Annotated in this window: 14 protein-coding genes; 12 read left to right on the top strand and 2 right to left on the bottom strand. The window is 42.6% G+C overall.

The window, feature by feature from the left end:
- Positions 1 to 16: 16 nt before the first annotated feature.
- Both KZA12_RS05945 and KZA12_RS05940 read right to left on the bottom strand, forming a co-directional pair.
- Entirely contained in the window at positions 17 to 1,441 is a 1,425-nt protein-coding gene (locus KZA12_RS05945; RefSeq protein WP_201623193.1) for an efflux RND transporter periplasmic adaptor subunit, read from the bottom strand.
- Positions 1,442 to 2,335: 894 nt separating this feature from the next.
- Positions 2,336 to 3,265, bottom strand: coding sequence for a polyprenyl synthetase family protein (locus KZA12_RS05940; RefSeq protein ID WP_218689601.1), 930 nt, complete (start codon positions 3,263 to 3,265; stop codon positions 2,336 to 2,338).
- A 620-nt stretch (positions 3,266 to 3,885) separates the two neighbouring features.
- Here KZA12_RS05940 and rplU point away from each other — a divergent pair.
- The 12 genes from rplU to nuoJ all read left to right on the top strand — a co-directional run bounded on the left by rplU (position 3,886) and on the right by nuoJ (position 17,553).
- A complete protein-coding gene (rplU, locus tag KZA12_RS05935; protein ID WP_218689568.1) occupies positions 3,886 to 4,197 on the top strand; it encodes a 50S ribosomal protein L21 in 312 nt (103 codons plus the stop codon).
- Positions 4,198 to 4,294: 97 nt separating this feature from the next.
- Entirely contained in the window at positions 4,295 to 4,552 is a 258-nt protein-coding gene (gene rpmA / locus KZA12_RS05930) for a 50S ribosomal protein L27 (RefSeq protein WP_193011160.1), read from the top strand.
- 463 nt (positions 4,553 to 5,015) lie between these two features.
- Positions 5,016 to 5,723 carry an outer membrane lipoprotein chaperone LolA gene (gene lolA, locus KZA12_RS05925; RefSeq protein ID WP_218689567.1) on the top strand — a complete coding sequence of 236 codons (708 nt, stop codon included), beginning with the start codon at positions 5,016 to 5,018 and terminating at the stop codon, positions 5,721 to 5,723.
- An 883-nt stretch (positions 5,724 to 6,606) separates the two neighbouring features.
- Positions 6,607 to 7,224, top strand: a complete 618-nt coding sequence (gene ndhC / locus KZA12_RS05920; RefSeq protein ID WP_218689566.1) for an NADH-quinone oxidoreductase subunit A — start codon at positions 6,607 to 6,609, stop codon at positions 7,222 to 7,224.
- Positions 7,225 to 7,458: 234 nt separating this feature from the next.
- Positions 7,459 to 8,127 (top strand): NADH-quinone oxidoreductase subunit B family protein, encoded by a 669-nt coding sequence (locus KZA12_RS05915; RefSeq protein ID WP_218689565.1) that lies wholly within the window; start codon positions 7,459 to 7,461, stop codon positions 8,125 to 8,127.
- A 105-nt stretch (positions 8,128 to 8,232) separates the two neighbouring features.
- Entirely contained in the window at positions 8,233 to 10,008 is a 1,776-nt protein-coding gene (nuoC, locus tag KZA12_RS05910; protein WP_201623198.1) for an NADH-quinone oxidoreductase subunit C/D, read from the top strand.
- A gap of 160 nt (positions 10,009 to 10,168) precedes the next feature.
- Positions 10,169 to 10,678 carry an NADH-quinone oxidoreductase subunit NuoE gene (gene nuoE, locus KZA12_RS05905; protein WP_201623199.1) on the top strand — a complete coding sequence of 170 codons (510 nt, stop codon included), beginning with the start codon at positions 10,169 to 10,171 and terminating at the stop codon, positions 10,676 to 10,678.
- On the top strand, positions 10,675 to 12,099 hold the full coding sequence (nuoF, locus tag KZA12_RS05900) for an NADH-quinone oxidoreductase subunit NuoF (protein WP_201623200.1): 1,425 nt from the start codon (positions 10,675 to 10,677) through the stop codon (positions 12,097 to 12,099). The genes nuoE and nuoF overlap by 4 nt, the downstream gene beginning before the upstream one ends.
- Before the next feature lie 10 nt (positions 12,100 to 12,109).
- Positions 12,110 to 15,187, top strand: coding sequence for an NADH-quinone oxidoreductase subunit NuoG (gene nuoG / locus KZA12_RS05895; protein ID WP_218689564.1), 3,078 nt, complete (start codon positions 12,110 to 12,112; stop codon positions 15,185 to 15,187).
- 52 nt (positions 15,188 to 15,239) lie between these two features.
- On the top strand, positions 15,240 to 16,241 hold the full coding sequence (gene nuoH, locus KZA12_RS05890) for an NADH-quinone oxidoreductase subunit NuoH (protein WP_373416589.1): 1,002 nt from the start codon (positions 15,240 to 15,242) through the stop codon (positions 16,239 to 16,241).
- Between the two features lie 38 nt (positions 16,242 to 16,279).
- Positions 16,280 to 16,828, top strand: coding sequence for an NADH-quinone oxidoreductase subunit NuoI (nuoI, locus tag KZA12_RS05885; RefSeq protein ID WP_256932843.1), 549 nt, complete (start codon positions 16,280 to 16,282; stop codon positions 16,826 to 16,828).
- Complete coding sequence (gene nuoJ / locus KZA12_RS05880) at positions 16,825 to 17,553, top strand: NADH-quinone oxidoreductase subunit J (protein WP_218689563.1); 729 nt, start codon at positions 16,825 to 16,827, stop codon at positions 17,551 to 17,553. Before nuoI ends, nuoJ begins: the two co-directional genes overlap by 4 nt.
- Positions 17,554 to 17,572: the final 19 nt, after the last annotated feature.

Raw genomic sequence — 17,572 nt, 5'->3', positions numbered from 1 at the left:
CTAGCTTTGAATGGAATTAATTAGCGGCTGCTGGTTGTTTGGCATCAGCTTTGGCTGTGTCACTAGCTGGCTTATTCATTGTTTTTGCAGCTTGTTGTGGTGTTTTGGCAGGAGGCTGATTTGCCGCTTGACCTTTAGCTGCTGGCGCACCGGGTTGGGTAGGGGCCGCATTAGGATCTTCTAAAGGCTTAGCTACCACTTCTTGTTCAGGTTTGACTTTGGCACCACCAATCACTACAACTTGGTCGCCGCTCTGTAGACCGTCAGTAATTACCCACTGACCTTTATAAGTGCCATTAACAGTCACTGGACGTACTTGGATTTTATTATTAGCATCCACAATATAGACTTGCGTCTCACTTTTGGTTGAGCGCATAACCGCACTTTGGGGGACTAAAGCGGCATTAGTAATAACGCTTTGAATCAAGCGTGCAGAAACATACATACCAGGCAATAACACGCTATTAGTATTAGGGAATACTGCGCGTAGAGTAACTGCGCCAGTTGATTCGTCAACCTTAGCTTCTGACAACTCCAATTTACCCGTTACTGGATATACGCTACCATCTTCTAGCACTAGCTCAACAATATTCATCCCTGCTTGCGCTTTACCTTGAGATATCTGTTGACGTAGTTTTAACAATTCAGATGAGGATTGGCTGATATCGACATAGATAGGATCTAAGCGCGAAATCGTTACTAATGGAGTCGCTTGGCTAGCATTTACTAATGAGCCTGCAGTAGCTGTTGAGCGATCACTACGACCGGAAATGGGTGAGCGTACGATAGTACGGTTAAGATCTAAAGTACTAGCATCCAAACCTGATCTAGCGCTTTGAATACCAGCTTTTGAGCTTTCTATGCCAGCTTGAGACTGACTGACTGCGGCATTGGCACTAGCAACCGCTGCTTGTGCGGTACGAACTTGGGTTTGCGCTTGATCATACTGCTGTTTAGAGATAGCGTCGATTTCGACTAGGCCCTTTAGGCGCTGAAAATCGTTTATTGCTTGTGCCAATGAAGCTTGGCGACTGGCCAATTCAGCTTTAGCATTGGCATTATTAGCCAAGGCAGTCTGATAATTAGCTTGTGCTTGTTGAACAGCAGCTTCACCGCTAGCGATAGAAGTGGCATAGTTATCAGTATTGATACGATATAAAGGCTGGCCTTTTTTGACGTTACTGCCTTCACGGAAGAGTATCTCGTCAATAATACCGTCTACTTGTGGACGTACATCTGCAGTTTCGAATGCAGTGGTGCGTCCAGAAAAGGTTTGTACTTGAGGTATAGTACCCAAAGTAACGGTTTGGACGTTGACGACGGCAGGCGGCATCTGTTGCTGAGCGGCTTCGGCAGCAGCGTCCTCTTTTTTGTCACAGCCAACCAGTACCGCTGTCGATAGTACAGATGCTATTACAATCGTAAGATAAGAGTGCTTCATCAATGTCCTCTGGAGTATTCAGTTTTAATAAAAGGTTGTAGTACAATAATTTTTAATACGCTAGGTTATAATAGGCTTAAAAAAATAGCTTTTATAAGCCTGATCGATATAACCCTAATGCTAATAACTAGTGCTAATAAAAAATAACCACGTCTTACGATTACGGTTAGCCTCAAGGAGGTATCCCATCGACTAAGGCAAGATAATAATATGAAAGCTAATGATATTAGTAATAAATTTAGTGAGCTATTATAAACTATCGGGTCTACCCTATAGTCAAGCAACTAAATAGTAGACTTATGCCATTAAGTAACTATAAGTTATTTTTTAGTTACATCAAACGTTGATAGTATAAGCGTTACACAAGTTACCTTAAATAAAACTTTAAGATAACGCTATAGTTAATATATTGTTAATTTTTGTTATATGAGTTTATTTATAGCGTACTAAGTGACGAACAGCCATAAAAATATGGCTTGTAAGCAAAATATATAATTTAGCAATAAGTTAATGTGGATGTTAAAAAATACTACAGGTAAGCGTTGATATTTGATTTGTTGATTAACAACCTATACCTTTGCTACTAGGGCATAATCTATGACTATTACCCATTAATAACTAATCAATAGTAATTAGTTGCTAGTTACAGGCTACTTATAGTTTTACGGTTGTTGTCTTAAGATCAGGGGTTTGCGAAATAGTAACAGTCGATTGAGTTATTGAATTGCTCGTTGACTAATTTAACAGAAATTACGGTAATAACTGATAGTTTAACAGCGGATAGTTCAAAAGCTGAGCGATGAATCCCTCAGCCTTCTAATCCTGACGTTTTAACAGCCATTACCTTTGTCATTGATCATTTAGCAGCTAGCAAAATTAGTTTTTAATTTTAGCTTATATCAAGCGTGAGCTGGCAAGCTCAGTCAGCTGATATAAGCCTTGGCGATAGCGATTATCCGGAAGCAGGCTTAGAGCTTGCTGCGCCAATCGAGTCTCTTCAAGTGCACGCTGAGTACAGTAAGCCAATGAGCCTGAATTTCTTACTAAGGCAATCAGTTGTTCAGCATTAGGCGTTTTGCCAGTTTGTACGGCTACACGTAGCTGGTCATAGCCTGGTTTGTCACTATCCTTTAATAGCGCAAGGGCTTTGATAGTAGGCAGGGTAGGTTTACCCTCTGCCAAGTCATCACCGAGGTTTTTGCCCATCAGCTCACTGTCACCGCTGTAGTCCAGCACATCATCTATAATTTGAAAAGCATTACCAAAGTGCTGGCCAAAATCTGCCAATGCAGGCAAGTATTGAGTTTGGTCTTGTAAAATAGCCGCACCTTGAGTGGCCATCATAAATAGTCGTGAGGTTTTGCCATCGATGATGCGTAAGTAATCGTCTTCAGTAGCCTGTGGATTATGCTGATGTTGCAATTGCAGCACTTCACCTTCAGCGATGTCACAAGTGCCATCAGAGAACAGTTGCAATAGGGGTAAACTCTTAAAGCCAACTAATAAGTTAAAGGCGCGAGCAATAAGATAATCACCTACTAGCACGGCAGTGGCGTTATCCCAAGTAGCATTAGCAGTAGGTTTACCACGGCGCTGACCTGACTCATCAATCACATCGTCATGAACTAAAGTGGCTGTATGCAGCATCTCAGTAATAGCGGCCAAATGCATCGCTTGCTCTGATGCGCTGTCATGGAGCATACGCGCACACAATAGAGTGATTAACGGACGCATACGTTTACCACCAGCATTAATGACATGCTGTGAGACGTTCATGACTAGCTGAACTTTTGAATTAAGACTACCAAACACTTGCTTATCCATAATCTCAAAGTCATCAGCAACGATGCTTTGGATATCGGCATAGCTTGGCTTAGGCAGGGCAGGAGTAGCTGCTAAAGCAGTTATTGAGGTACTGGTCATAAGAATAGTCATATTATTTGGGTGAAAAAATCATCATATAGTCGATGAGTAAATTAAGTCAGTGTAACTGATGAGGTGCAAATACCATCATAATAGCATAGCTAGTAGCTTTTATTGTTGTCTAAAATGCGTTCTTCATAACAATAGCTATCCTTTACTAACCGCTAAGTTATGGGCGTATAATAATTTTTTTTGCGCTAATGTGAATGGCTATTGGCCCTAGTCAATGTTAACTCAATGTTATATAAAAGCAGCGTTAAAGCAATATTGTAAGTTATTGAATGGATAAGCTATAATGACTGCCGTTAGACGCAGTTATAGGGCTACGGCTAAGCTAGTCTCTTGCTGAATTTGCAATAGGGTGATTGGGCTTAGTACTAGCTAGTAAAAGCTGTGACAAGAAACTTGCTTTTACGGTGAAAAAGCCGTAAAATCATGCCTTTAATTTTTCCCTGTCGTGTTCGTCGTCGAAGCGTTGGTATAATATCAGCCACGGCACACGGGTTAAGCGGAGTTAGACTATGTACGCAGTAATCAAAACTGGTGGTAAACAGCACCGTGTAGTCGTCGATGAGTTGCTAAAAGTTGAACTGCTAAAAGCAGAAACTGGCGGAACAATCAAATTTGAAGACGTGTTGATGGTTGTTGATGGTGATACTGTCAAAATCGGTCAGCCAGTCGTTGAAGGCGCTAGCGTAGAAGTGGAAGTGATTGAACATGGTCGCGGCGAAAAAATCCGTATCATCAAGCACAACCGTCGTAAGCATTATCACAAAGAGCAAGGTCACCGCCAATGGTACACCTTGTTAAAAATCAAAGCGATTAATGCTTAATTAGCTATTATCAGTTACTTACTGATAATTAATAACGCAATAAAAGCTTAAGAGTTGTCGCATAAGCGATAAGTCACATTAACAAGGAGATTTTCTCATGGCACATAAAAAAGCTGCCGGCTCGTCACGTAACGGTCGTGATTCAAACCCAAAAATGCTCGGCGTAAAAATCTTTGGTGGTCAAACCATCGTCGCTGGTAACATCATCGTTCGTCAACGTGGAACAGAATTCCATGCTGGTGAAGGCGTTGGCATGGGCCGCGACCATACTTTATTTGCACTGAATGATGGTGTAGTGAAGTTTGCAACTAAAGGTAAGTTTAACCGTCGTTATGTGATGGTTGAAAGCGCCTAGTTAGCGTTTTGCTACTGAGCTATAGGCTTGATATATCAAGTCCATAAATCGCTGTAGTGAATAAAAAAAGTCCCTGTTACCAATTGGTGATAGGGACTTTTTGCATTCATACAATAAGGCTAGGATTAAGAAGGCTAAGATTAAGTTTTACCCATTAATCTTAGCCTTACCATAGTACAAAAACTTATTAAGAGCAGTCACCGCTATCAGCAATTATAGTCAGTTGTGTTAGTTACAAGCGTGTATGGCAGGCGTAGTATTGATTGCAATTCTAGCCTAGCCGTGTAATAAAAAAGCTGGCACACTGTCCCTCATCGATCAGAAGCTATTGAATGTTCTACTATGATACTGCCTAATACAGTGTGATAAGCACCAATAATAAACACCCTTGATCATAGCAATCGACTGTACTATTTAATGACTGTATTAATTTATATTGAAATTCATAATGAGAGGAAAAATCATGACTTTATTTACTAACAATACTACTAGCACTACTAACAGAACTACGGTAAAACAAAAACTGATGAGCGGTGCTTTAGCTGGGGTGCTTTTAACTAGCCTTGGGGTTGCAGCGCCTATTGTGGCCTTGACCCAATCTGCTAATGCAGCTCCTGCTGATAACTTGACTGCTGCCAAACGTTTAAATGCCTTATTGACTAATACTAAGAGTATGACGGCTAACTTCAGTCAAACTACCAAAGGCGCAAGTAGCGGATCTTTTCAAGGTAGTATGAGTGTCCAGCGTCCAAATAATTTTCGTTGGGAGACTAAATCACCTTCTCAGCAATTGATCGTCGCTAATGGTAGTTCGATGTGGATTTATGACAAAGACTTAGAGCAAGCGACTAAGCAAGCGGTCGATAGTCAAGTGGGTAATACTCCAGCATTGTTACTATCTGGAGATCCAAGCAAGATTGACAAAAGCTTTAAAGTCACTCAGCCTTATAACAATAAGAACTACTACGTACTCTATCCGAAGTCTGGTGATGCCAGCTTTAAGACTCTGTCGATGAGCTTTAGTGGTGGTAAACCTGTAATGATGGTACTGAATGATACTTTAGGTCAGACTACCTCAATCAAATTTAGTAATATTAAGCTGAATCCAAGTATCAACAGCAGCCAGTTTAAATTTACTCCACCAAAAGGTGTTGATATTATTAATCAGTAATCAGTAATCAGTAATCAATTATCAGTAACTCATAGCTGATGGCTGATCTATTAATGATATAAAAAGACAGGTCGATTATTCGGCCTGTCTTTTTGCCTGTTTGCTACCGCTATAAGCAGGTATAAACTCAGATTTTCGGTAGCTAAATGACCATCATAATCAGTTATAAATATTTTGTTAGCTAATTATTGATCTGCAACACAACTGATTGGGCAGCATTGCGCACTTAATTGGTATTGCTCTTAAGCCAGTGTAATAGCCTGTTTTTATTTGAATTAATATTTTAATTTTTACAGTCATTGCCATGCTGATTGAGGTGTGTTTTACAATTGGGCTTAAAGTTGAGTTTATAGTAAAATTAAGGCCTTGCAAAAATTTAAATAGGGCGTACCCTATAGCATAATTTATCGCTGTAGATACATATTTTGTAGCATATAAAGTGACCGCCTGATACAGTGAAAAACTGGCTTTTGGGCACTAATATGCGTATAGTAGGTAAACCGTTTATGCCAGTTGTCACACCATTATTGACCCTTTGTAATGAGTTATTAAATCAATTAAATAAGTTGTTATTTAATTAGCAATAGAGATATTGATTTACTAAGTTTATTCAAGGCGTTTAGTAGATGTTTTTGATGACCAGCCCTTATCCTTGACTATGTCGGATATCTTTACAGTTGGTCCTATCTGATGCTAACGTCGATAACCTTGATAATTGGCCGTTACCAGCAAAGTGTTTTATAGCTTATTTTAATATTATAAATAAGGTATTAGTCGCACTTTGCATATTCGTTTGCGTTATGGTTATCGTATAACTATGTTGTTATTGAGTACTAGTTTGCGTTATACCTAACACTCGCTTGGGTGAGGAGCACGTATTATCATGTCTGCCTTTAATTGGTCAGCCGTTGCTTTTATTCTAGCCGCTATCGGTCTGGTTATATTCATGCTAGTCGTCCCGCGTTTGCTAGGTGGGCGGTCTCATGGTCTGCAAAAAGAACATGTATTTGAAGCAGGCGTTGTCGGAGCTGGCAATGCCCGTATTCGCTTGTCTGCTAAATTTTATTTAGTGGCTATCTTCTTTGTTATCTTCGATTTAGAAGCCTTGTATTTATATGCTTACGCCGTCTCAATTCGAGAAACAGGGTGGGCCGGTTTTATTGCGGCTTCGACTTTTATTATTGATCTGTTGATTGGTTTAGTCTATGCCTTGAGTTTGGGCGCACTAAACTGGGCACCTGCTGATAAACTGCGCAAAAAAGCTCGTCTTTACGCCGCGCCTGCTGGCTTTAATCTAGCGAGCATTACCAAGTTTGATGGGATTGAAGAACTGATGGTTGACCCTACGGGTAAAATACCAGCACAGTCTTCAGGACAGATCAATGTATCAAATAACATTGAAGCTAATCGTCGCCATCTACAAAGCATCGACCACATTAATACCACAGGTAATATTACTTCTGTGGATTTTGCTGCGTCTGCTCAGCGTGAAAATACTTAGTATCAGTCCTTAGCATACTGCTTGTTATAAGTAGTTAATCTCAGTTTTTAGAATAACTATATTTGCGATTAGATTGCCTATTAAAGCAAGAGTTTAGATGATAAATTCTGCAGTATCTAACAGGTAGGTGGTTCAATCGATAGTTAGTTATGAAGGTCATATTCGCAACAATAATATGATTAGCTTGCTGGCAACCTCAACGCTATGCTGCACCCAATATAAAGGTTGAATGTTATGAAATATACCTTAACCAGAGCCAATCCTGATGCAGATATTTATCCTGCAGAGACTCGGGAAACGGTCGGTGATCCTCTTGAAGATGAAGTTAATAAAAACGTCTTTATGGGTCGTCTAGAAGATTTAGTTCATTCGACGGCTAACTGGGGGCGTAAGAACTCGTTGTGGCCTTTTAACTTCGGTACTTCATGCTGTTATGTTGAATATGCTACTACTTTGACTGCCGTCCACGATTTATCGCGCTTTGGTGCAGAAGTTATTCGTGCCTCACCAAGACAAGCTGATGTCATGATCGTAGCGGGCACTTGTTTCATCAAAATGGCACCAGTTATTCAACGTCTTTATGAGCAAATGCTAGAGCCTAAATGGGTCATTTCTATGGGCGCTTGTGCTAACTCTGGCGGCATGTACGATATCTACTCAGTAGTCCAAGGCGTGGATAAGATTATTCCGGTAGATGTCTATATACCTGGTTGTCCACCGCGTCCAGAAGCCTTGATCCAAGGCTTGATGCTATTACAAGAATCGATCACTAAGGAGCGTCGCCCTTTAGGTATTCATATGAAAGATCAAGGCATTTATCAGCCACAAATGACGGCTGAGCGTGACCGCAAACAAGCGGATCGTATTGCAGTAAAAAATCTACGTAGTCCAGACAGTATTTAACTTAATAGCTTGGCTTGTTGGGCCGTTAACGATAAACAGGCGCAGGCGCTTATCATCATTTAGTGATAATAACTCAGTTATGATTAATGAAGGAAAACATCATTCATGGTCACGGTAGTCGAAAATATAGATCCTAAGATCAAGCCTGTACCTGCAGTAATTCAAGAGCTAGGGCACAAGTATGCTGGTAAGTTTGTGGTGCAGCAGACTATTGATGAGATCCCGACAGTCTGGGTCGCACGTGCTGATTTACTAGATATTTTATTATTCTTACGTAAGCTGCCAAAACCTTATGTCATGTTGTTCGACTTATCAGCGATGGATGAGCGCTTGCGCCAACATCGTGAAGGTCTGCCAGCTAGCGACTTTACGGTTTTTTATCATCTGATGTCGCTGGAGCGTAATAGCGATGTAAGGATTAAAGTTGCCCTTAGTGAAGATGACTTAAATGTGCCTAGCGCTACTAACATTTGGCCTAATGCCAATTGGTATGAGCGTGAAGTTTGGGACATGTTCGGCATTGTCTTTACTGGCCATCCGCATTTAACCCGTATCTTACTGCCTAAGTATTGGGAAGGTCATCCGCTGCGCAAAGAATATCATGCGCGCGCCACTGAATTTACTCCTTACTTCCTAAATACGGCCAAGCAAGAGTACGAGCAAGAGAACTTGCGCTTCGTTCCTGAAGAGTGGGGCATGAAACGTTCGGGACGTGATGAAGACTTTATGTTCTTGAACATCGGTCCTAACCATCCCTCAGCGCATGGTGCCTTTAGACTAGTACTTCAGCTCGATGGTGAAGAAGTTGTTGACTGTATTCCGGATATTGGTTATCACCATCGCGGCGCAGAAAAGATGGCTGAGCGTCAGACTTGGCATTCTTACATTCCTTACACCGACCGTATTGATTACTTAGGTGGGGTGATGAATGAGCTGCCGTATATTATGTCAGTGGAGAAGTTAGCCGGTATTACCATTCCAGCACGTGCTGAAACTATCCGGGTGATGATGAGTGAGTTTTTCCGTATCACTAACAACCTACTATTCGTCGGTACTTTTATTCAAGATGCTGGTGGTATGACCCCAGTATTCTATATGTTTACCGATCGCCAAAAAGCTTATGACGTAATCGAGGCAGTAACAGGCTATCGTATGCATCCGGCTTGGTTCCGTATTGGCGGTACTGCCGCAGATTTACCGCGTGGCTGGCAGCGTTTAGTCCGTGAGTTCTTGGACTGGATGCCAAAACGTTTAGATGAGTATGTTAAAGCAGCACTAAATAATAGTGTGCTCAAAGGTCGTACGCAAGGTGTGGCTCAATATGATGCTAAGCAAGCTTTAGCTTGGGGTGTGACTGGCGCAGGTCTTCGTGCTACTGGTGTCGATTTTGATTTACGTAAAGCCCGTCCTTATATGGGCTATGAAAATTATGATTTTGAAGTGCCAGTAGGGTATAACGGTGATGCTTATGATCGCTGTATGATTAAAGTTGAAGAGATGCGTCAATCCTTGCGTATTATTCGTCAATGTATGGATAATATGCCGCAAGGCCCTTATAAAGCCGATCATCCATTAGCCGTACCCCCACCGAAAGATCGTACTCTAAATGATATTGAGACTTTGATTAATCACTTTATCTCAGTATCTTGGGGTCCAGTGATGCCCGCTGGTGAGTGTGCCACTATCGTTGAGGCTACTAAAGGCTTAAACAGTTATTATATTACTTCAGATCGCGCCACTATGAGCTATCGTACTCGTATTCGCACCCCGACATTTGCGCATATTCAGCAGATGCCTTCAGTGATCAACGGCTCGTTAGTATCCGATGCTATTATGTATTTGGCTTCTATTGACATCGTAATGGCTGACTGTGATCGTTAGGGAAGTTATAAAAGACTAGTAATAAAAGAATAGTTATAAAATAAGCTTAATCAATGAGTTACCACCTAATGGTGCACCAAAACGCTATACTTGTAAGACGCCATAGCTATCATGACATTTTATAGAAAATAGCGCGATGAGTGAGGATAAGACAAAAGATATGAGAATTGTTACTGATAAAGCACCAAAGGTAGATGTAGAAAGCATCCTAACCACTGAAGAGATTACCGCTATTGGTGATTTTATTCATCATTACCCACATGCTCGTGCAGCTTCTCTAGATTCATTGAAGATAGTGCAAAAGCGTAATGGTTGGGTCGATGATGCGCAAGTGAATGCGATCGCTAACTTGCTAGATATTCCAGTGACTGATCTCGATGGGGTAGCTACTTTTTTTAATCGTATCTATCGTCAGCCAGTAGGTCGTCATGTGATCTTAATTTGCGATTCCATTGCTTGTTATTTAACAGGTTATGAAGCGTTATCTACTGAGCTTAGAGCGCAGTTGGGTATCGATTATGGTCAAACCACTGCTGATGGACGCTTCACTATATTACCAATTTGCTGTTTAGGTAACTGTGATAAAGGTCCTGCGGTATTGATAGATGAAGATACTTATGGCCCAGTTCATCCTACTGAGGTGGCGCAATTATTGGAGCTATACGCATGAGATTAACGGTTGCAGAACAAGTTGCCCTTCGTAGCCAAGGTAAAGCACCTAGCCAGCTCAATGAGCAGCGTATCCCAATATATGGTGACAAAGCCACTGCTACTAGTGAAACTAGACCGCTAACTTGGCGTTTAGCCCATCATGATGCGGTATTAGATCTGGCGACTTATGAATCACTACGTGGTTTTGAAGCGCTTAAAATGACTCTAAATCAAACGCCAGAAGCTACGCTAAAGACTATCAAAGAAGCGGTAGTCAAAGGCCGTGGTGGTGCAGGGTTTCCAGCGGGTATCAAATGGTCGTTGATGGCGCCACCTGATGGCGGTCCCCGCTATTTGGTTTGTAATGCTGATGAGATGGAGCCGGGTACTTTTAAAGATCGACTGCTGATGGAGCGCCTACCACTACAGCTTATCGAAGGTATGATCATTTCTGCTTATGCCATCGGAGCTACGGCGGGCTATATCTTTATCCGCGGTGAATATATCTTAGCAGCTGAGCGTCTTAATGCTGCTGTCGAAGAGCTTAAAGCCAATAACTTACTTGGCGATGATATTTTAGGCTCAGGTTATAGTTTTGATCTGCATGTGCATACTGGTGCTGGACGCTATATTTGTGGCGAAGAGACTGCTTTACTCAACTCTTTAGAAGGGCGTCGTGCTAATCCACGTACTAAACCACCATTCCCGCAAGTAGCTGGAGCATGGGGTCGTCCAACCGTAGTCAACAACGTCGAAACTTTGCATAACGTCTCCGCCATTATGTTACATGGTAGCGAGTGGTATCAGGATTTACCGAAGGCTAAAGGGGTAGTCGAAACTCCGGGCACTAAGTTGTTTGGCTGCTCAGGGTTAGTTAATGATCCCGGTCTATGGGAGTTGCCCTTTGGCTATACTGCTCGCGAAATTATTGAAGACTTCGCCGGTGGTATGCAAGAAGGCCGCACTCTTAAGGCTTGGTTGCCAGGCGGTGCCTCTACTGACTTCTTGACCGCTGATCATTTAGATACTGTAGTCGATTTTGATACTATTCAGGCTGCTGGTAGTCGGATGGGAACTGGACTGATTATGGTCGTCGATGAAGAGCAAGATATGGTGCCTTTGCTACGCAATCTTGAGATTTTCTTCCAACGTGAGTCTTGCGGTTTTTGTACGCCTTGCCGCGATGGACTACCTTGGGGTGTCAAGCTGCTGACTGCTATCAATGATGGCCAAGGTCAGCTGGGTGATGTGGAAAAACTAGAAGAATTAACTCGTGATTTATGGCTTGGCAAGACTTTTTGTGCTCATGCCCCGGGTGCTATGGAGCCACTTATGAGTGCGCTCAAATATTTCCGTCCTGAGTTTGATCAAAAAATTGAACAAGCGGTCGGTGCACAGGTCATTGAGGCTGTAGATAGTCAACAGCTAGTAGCGAAATAAGGAGAGCGGCATGGCAGTCATACATATTGATGGAACCACTGTCGAAGTAGATAGCGCGGACAACTTGCTACAAGCGTGCTTGTCGCTAGGTATAGATGTGCCCTATTTTTGTTATCATCCGGCTCTAGGCTCAGTAGGCTCTTGCCGTCAGTGTGCGGTCAAACAATTTCAAAGCAAAGAAGATTTAGAAGCAGGTCGCGGTAGATTAGTAATGTCTTGTATGGTCGCCCCAAGCGATGATATGTATATCTCAGTCACTGATGCTGAAGCGAAAGCATTTCGTAAGTCAATGATCGAGCTACTGATGACTAACCATCCGCATGATTGTCCTACTTGCGAAGAGGGCGGTCACTGTCATTTGCAAGATATGACTTATATGTCTGGTCATAATCATCGTCGTTATCGTTTTACCAAACGTACCCATCATAATCAAGAGCTTGGGCCTTTTATTGCCCATGAGATGAATCGTTGTATCGCTTGCTATCGTTGCGTACGCTTTTATAAAGACTATGCTGGTGGCGAAGATTTAGGCGTTTATGGCTCTAATAATCGGGTTTATTTTGGTCGTGATAAAGATGGTCAATTTGAAAGCGAGTTCTCGGGTAACTTAACAGAGGTTTGCCCAACAGGGGTGTTCACTGATAAGACTCACTCAGAACGCTACAACCGTAAATGGGATATGCAGTATGCACCAAGCATCTGTCATGGTTGCTCAGCAGGCTGTAATATTTCACCGGGTGAACGCTATGGCGAGTTGCGCCGGATTGAAAACCGCTATAATGGTGAAGTAAACCGCTATTTCTTATGTGACCGAGGCCGTTTTGGTTATGGTTATGTCAATCGCGAAGACCGTCCAACGCAAGCGCTTGAGCGCATCAATGGCAAGCATGTCAAAATAAATATTGACTACGCTTTAGATGAAACTATCAAGCGTCTAGAAAATAAAAAAGTTATTGGTATTGGTTCGCCACGGGCTAGCCTTGAGACTAACTTTGCGCTGAAAAATCTAGTTGGTTTTGATAACTTCTCTACTGGCCTCAATCATCAGCAGCAAGCGTTAGTTAATAAATGTATTGAAGTGCTCAGTACCGAAGGGGTTTATAACCCTGGAATGACTGATATTGAAAGTCATGATGCAGTGCTGATTTTAGGCGAAGATATTACTCAGACGTCTTCAAGAGTTGCTTTGTCTATCCGTCAAGCTGCTAAAAATGAAGCGATAAAAATGGCTGCTGCTGCCAAAACGCAAGCTTGGCTAGCAGAACCTGTACAACGTATAGCTCAAGGGGCGCTAAGTCCTATTTATATTTTGGATGTCTGCGAAACTAAACTTGACGATATCAGTAAGGTCAGTGTAGTAGCCACTCCAGAAGATATTACCGCGCTTGGTTTTAAAGTAGCCGATGAGATTGATAAGTTAGCTAACGATTTAGCGGACATCATCGATCCGCAAACCACGGATATTGCTCCAGAACAGGCAGCGACTCAGCAAGTAAGTCCGATGCAAGCCTTAGCGCAGCAAATTGCTTATGATTTAATTCAAGCTGATAAGCCGCTGATTGTAGCGGGCACTAGCTTATCATCTATAGCGATGATTGAAGCTGCTGCTCAAATCACTCAAGCTCTGAGTCAAAAACGTGCAGCGATTAAAGCTACTGAGCAAAGTCAAGTTGATGATCATAATGCCAAAGTACAAGCAGCTAATGTGGCTGCCGCTGAACAACAAGCACAAACCACGCAGCCTACTGAAGATCAAGAACTAGCGGCGAAGCCAGCAAGCGGCACTAACAAAGAGACAGAAGATAATCTCGAGCGCCAACCTGCTAAAAAGCTTGAGCTTAGAGAGCAAAACACTCGCTATAGCGCTCAAGCAGGTATTTATTTAACGGTGCCTGATGCCAATAGTATTGGGGTCTGCATGTTAGGTGGTCAGTCTGTAGAAGAGTTGCTAGCCTCTGATTTTGAGGTAGTAGTAGTTGCTGAAAATCAGCTGACTGATGCTATTGATGCACAAAAACTTAGCCAATTATTAAGCAATAAGACAGTCATTGCCCTTGATCATCAGTTATTGGACTGGCATGAACATGTCGATATCGTCTTACCAGCGGCTAGTTTTGCAGAAGCAGATGGTACTTTGGTATCTGCCGAAGGCCGTGCGCAACGCTTCTTCCAAGTTTACGATAACAATTATTATCATCCGCTCAGTAGCATTAAAGAAGGCTGGCGTTGGTTGCATGCAGTACATAGCAGCTTACAAGGTAAATCAGTCGATTGGACTCAGCTCGACGACGTCATCAATGCTTTGATAGCCACTCATCCTAAGCTTGCTGGTATTAAAGGCGCGGCGCCCGATGCAGATTATCGTATAACTGGTCTGAAGATAGCTCGTGAGCCACGTCGCTATTCAGGTCGTACTGCTATGCGTGCACCGTTATCAGTGCATGAGCCAATGCAACCAAAAGATTTGGATACGGGCTTAACCTTCTCAATGGAAGGCTATAGTGGCACTGAAACGCCAAGTTCGATGATTCCGTTTGCTAACACTCCTGGTTGGAACTCACCACAAGCTTGGAATAAATACCAAGATAAAGTAGGGGGTAGCCTTAAAAATGGTGATCCCGGTGTACGCTTATTTGATCAAAACGAGCGTTTGGCCCTACGCCAGTATATAGCTCCAGAAGCTAGCGCTTTACCTAGTACTAATATTCAACAAGGGCACGCCAAATTAGTGCCTATTTATAATATTTATGCCAGCTCTATGATGGCTTCACGCAGTCCAGTAGTAGCGGAACAATTACCTATCGCTACTTGGCGTATCGGTATTGAGGATGCTCAGGACTGGCAAATTACCGCTGGTGATTATTTGGCTATTGAAGTTGATAACCAACAGATTACTTTACCTGTGCAGCTAGTGCCTTATTTAGCAGAGGGCTGTATTGGCTATCCAGTCGGGCAGGTAAGTATTATCCATCCTTCGCTACCAGCATCGGTAAGTAAGGTTGCTGCGCCAGTAGAAGTGATGACTATCGTAGGTGACATGGCAAATGTCATAGATTTAGCAGCGCCAACTAGCATACAGGAAGTGTAAGATGTCGTTTACTCGTATTATCCCTGATGTGCCAAGCTTTTTGGCTGGTATAATGACTTTTGACAGCTGGTCCATTCTATTTTTGGTCATACAGTCATTAGTTATTTTCTTAGTGGTGGTTATTGTTGCCGCTCTGATGATCGTTTATGAGCGTCGGATGCTGGCGCTTTGGCAGGATCGTTATGGTCCGAACCGTGTGGGGCCTTTTGGTTCCTTACAGTTAGTTGCCGATATGCTCAAGATCTTCTTTAAAGAAGACTGGACGCCGAATTTTACCGATAAGTTTATGTTTACTTTGGCACCAGCGGTAGCGATGTTTACCGCACTGGCGTCATTTGCCATCATTCCTATATCGCCAACCTTTGGGGTTGCTGATTGGGATATCGGGATTTTATTCTTCTTTGCTATGGCAGGTCTTGCCGTTTACGCAGTAATGTTCGGCGGTTGGGCATCAGCGAATAAGTTCTCATTATTAGGGGGCTTACGTTCAGCCGCACAGACCATCAGCTACGAAGTATTCTTAGGCTTATCATTGATGGGCGTAGTGGCATTAACAGGCTCCTTTAACTTGCGAATGATCGTCGAAGCGCAGAGTGATGGCTGGTACATCTTCCCACAGTTCTTTGGCTTCTTGACTTTTGTTATAGCGGGCGTGGCAGTTACCCATAGACATCCTTTTGATCAACCAGAAGCTGAGCAAGAGCTTGCCGAAGGCTATCATGTTGAATACTCAGGCATGAAGTTTGGTATGTTCTTTATTGGTGAGTATGTCAACGTGGTACTCATTTCAGCCTTGATGACTTGTCTGTTCTTCGGTGGTTGGTTAGCCCCTTTTAATTTAGATATTCCATTTATTCCACCAGCTTTTTGGTTCATGATTAAAACGCTATTCTTTATGACCATGTTTATTTTGGCACGGGGCTCGCTCATGCGCCCACGCTATGATCAGGTAATGAATTTTGGCTGGAAGGTCTGTTTGCCCATAACCTTAATTAATTTATTAGTTACTGCGGCAGTAATTTTGATCTTTTTTCCAACGCCGATAGTGTATTAATTAGCGGCTAGGGCAGAGCTGATAAGGATAATAACCCCATGTTTACTAGCATAAAAAAGATCATCGTTGGCTTTTATACTATCATCCGTAGTATGTGGATGGTGAATAGTCATGCTATTAGGCCACGCGATACCATCTTATATCCAGAAGTACCCGTACCTGTACCACCACGTTTTCGCGGACGTATTATTTTGTCTCGTGATCCTGATGGTGATGAGCGCTGTGTCGCCTGTAACCTTTGTGCGGTTGCTTGTCCAGTGGGCTGTATCTCACTACAAAAAGCTGAGCGTGAAGATGGTCGCTGGTACCCAGAGTTTTTCCGTATTAACTTTTCACGGTGTATCTTTTGTGGACTCTGTGAAGAAGCTTGTCCAACTACAGCTATTCAGATGACCCCTGATTTTGAAATGGCTGAGTATATTCGTCAAGATTTAGTTTATGAAAAAGAGCATTTGCTGATATCCGGGCCAGGTAAGTATCCTGATTATAACTATTATCGGGTGTCCGGTATGGCGGTAGCAGATAAACCAAAAGGCGCTGCACAAAACGAAGCGGCACCTATTGATCTAAGGAGCTTGCTGCCATGATGAATTTTTTAAATAATCCTGAGTTGGTCGGGTTTTACGCGTTAGCAGCGGTGGCTATATTTGCCAGTCTACGTGTAGTAATACTGGCCAATCCAGTACACGCTATTTTATCGATGATCGTTACCCTGATGGCTATTGCTGGGATATTTTTTATCATCGGTGCATCCTTTGCTGGGGCGCTTGAAATCGTGGTCTATGCGGGTGCTATCTTAATCTTATTTGTGTTTGTGATTATGATGCTCAATTTAGGGATGGCTAATGATGCTCGTGAAGAGCGCTGGTTAGATGCCAAAACTTGGGCAGTGCCGACAGGGCTGACGTTTATTATTGCTGTGGTTCTTTATGCGATGATAGGTAGTAACTCTGATCCAGCAGCAATGATTGGCGGTGTTAGTATTCCTGCTAAAGCAGTAGGTACCGCATTATTTAGCAAATATATCCTATTGGTTGAGATTGCCGCCTTACTACTGTTAGCAGCTTTGGTTGCTGCTTATCACTTGGGTAAAGAGTCTATTGATGATGAGATCATCAGTAATGAAAGCTTAGACTCTCAGCCGAGCGTAGGTAGTGTTAAAGAATACGATGGTCATACTTCGGCTGATGTTACTGACGCTGTGACAACAGTTGAGCCTTATGAATATAAAGATGTTGATCCGCATGACTATGTTGGTAAGTCAGTGAGTATGCAGCGAGTCAAGCCTGCCTTGCATAAGGAGTTAGACTGATGGTACAAGCAGTAAGCGT

The sequence above is a fragment of the Psychrobacter sp. BF1 genome, assembly GCF_019279065.1.
GTDB lineage: Bacteria > Pseudomonadota > Gammaproteobacteria > Pseudomonadales > Moraxellaceae > Psychrobacter > Psychrobacter urativorans.
Note: the sequence above shows the minus strand (reverse complement) of the source record. Positions and strands in the feature narration are given on the sequence as shown.

Bases quoted from the DNA above. Each gene is read 5' to 3' on its own strand.
- KZA12_RS05945 (WP_201623193.1), bottom strand. From the start codon at position 1,441: ATGAAGCACTCTTATCTTACGATTGTAATAGCATCTGTACTATCGACA.
- KZA12_RS05940 (WP_218689601.1), bottom strand. From the start codon at position 3,265: ATGGATAAGCAAGTGTTTGGTAGTCTTAATTCAAAAGTTCAGCTAGTC.
- rplU (WP_218689568.1), top strand. From the start codon at position 3,886: ATGTACGCAGTAATCAAAACTGGTGGTAAACAGCACCGTGTAGTCGTC.
- rpmA (WP_193011160.1), top strand. From the start codon at position 4,295: ATGGCACATAAAAAAGCTGCCGGCTCGTCACGTAACGGTCGTGATTCA.
- lolA (WP_218689567.1), top strand. From the start codon at position 5,016: ATGACTTTATTTACTAACAATACTACTAGCACTACTAACAGAACTACG.
- ndhC (WP_218689566.1), top strand. From the start codon at position 6,607: ATGTCTGCCTTTAATTGGTCAGCCGTTGCTTTTATTCTAGCCGCTATC.
- KZA12_RS05915 (WP_218689565.1), top strand. From the start codon at position 7,459: ATGAAATATACCTTAACCAGAGCCAATCCTGATGCAGATATTTATCCT.
- nuoC (WP_201623198.1), top strand. From the start codon at position 8,233: ATGGTCACGGTAGTCGAAAATATAGATCCTAAGATCAAGCCTGTACCT.
- nuoE (WP_201623199.1), top strand. From the start codon at position 10,169: ATGAGAATTGTTACTGATAAAGCACCAAAGGTAGATGTAGAAAGCATC.
- nuoF (WP_201623200.1), top strand. From the start codon at position 10,675: ATGAGATTAACGGTTGCAGAACAAGTTGCCCTTCGTAGCCAAGGTAAA.
- nuoG (WP_218689564.1), top strand. From the start codon at position 12,110: ATGGCAGTCATACATATTGATGGAACCACTGTCGAAGTAGATAGCGCG.
- nuoH (WP_373416589.1), top strand. From the start codon at position 15,240: ATGACTTTTGACAGCTGGTCCATTCTATTTTTGGTCATACAGTCATTA.
- nuoI (WP_256932843.1), top strand. From the start codon at position 16,280: ATGTTTACTAGCATAAAAAAGATCATCGTTGGCTTTTATACTATCATC.
- nuoJ (WP_218689563.1), top strand. From the start codon at position 16,825: ATGATGAATTTTTTAAATAATCCTGAGTTGGTCGGGTTTTACGCGTTA.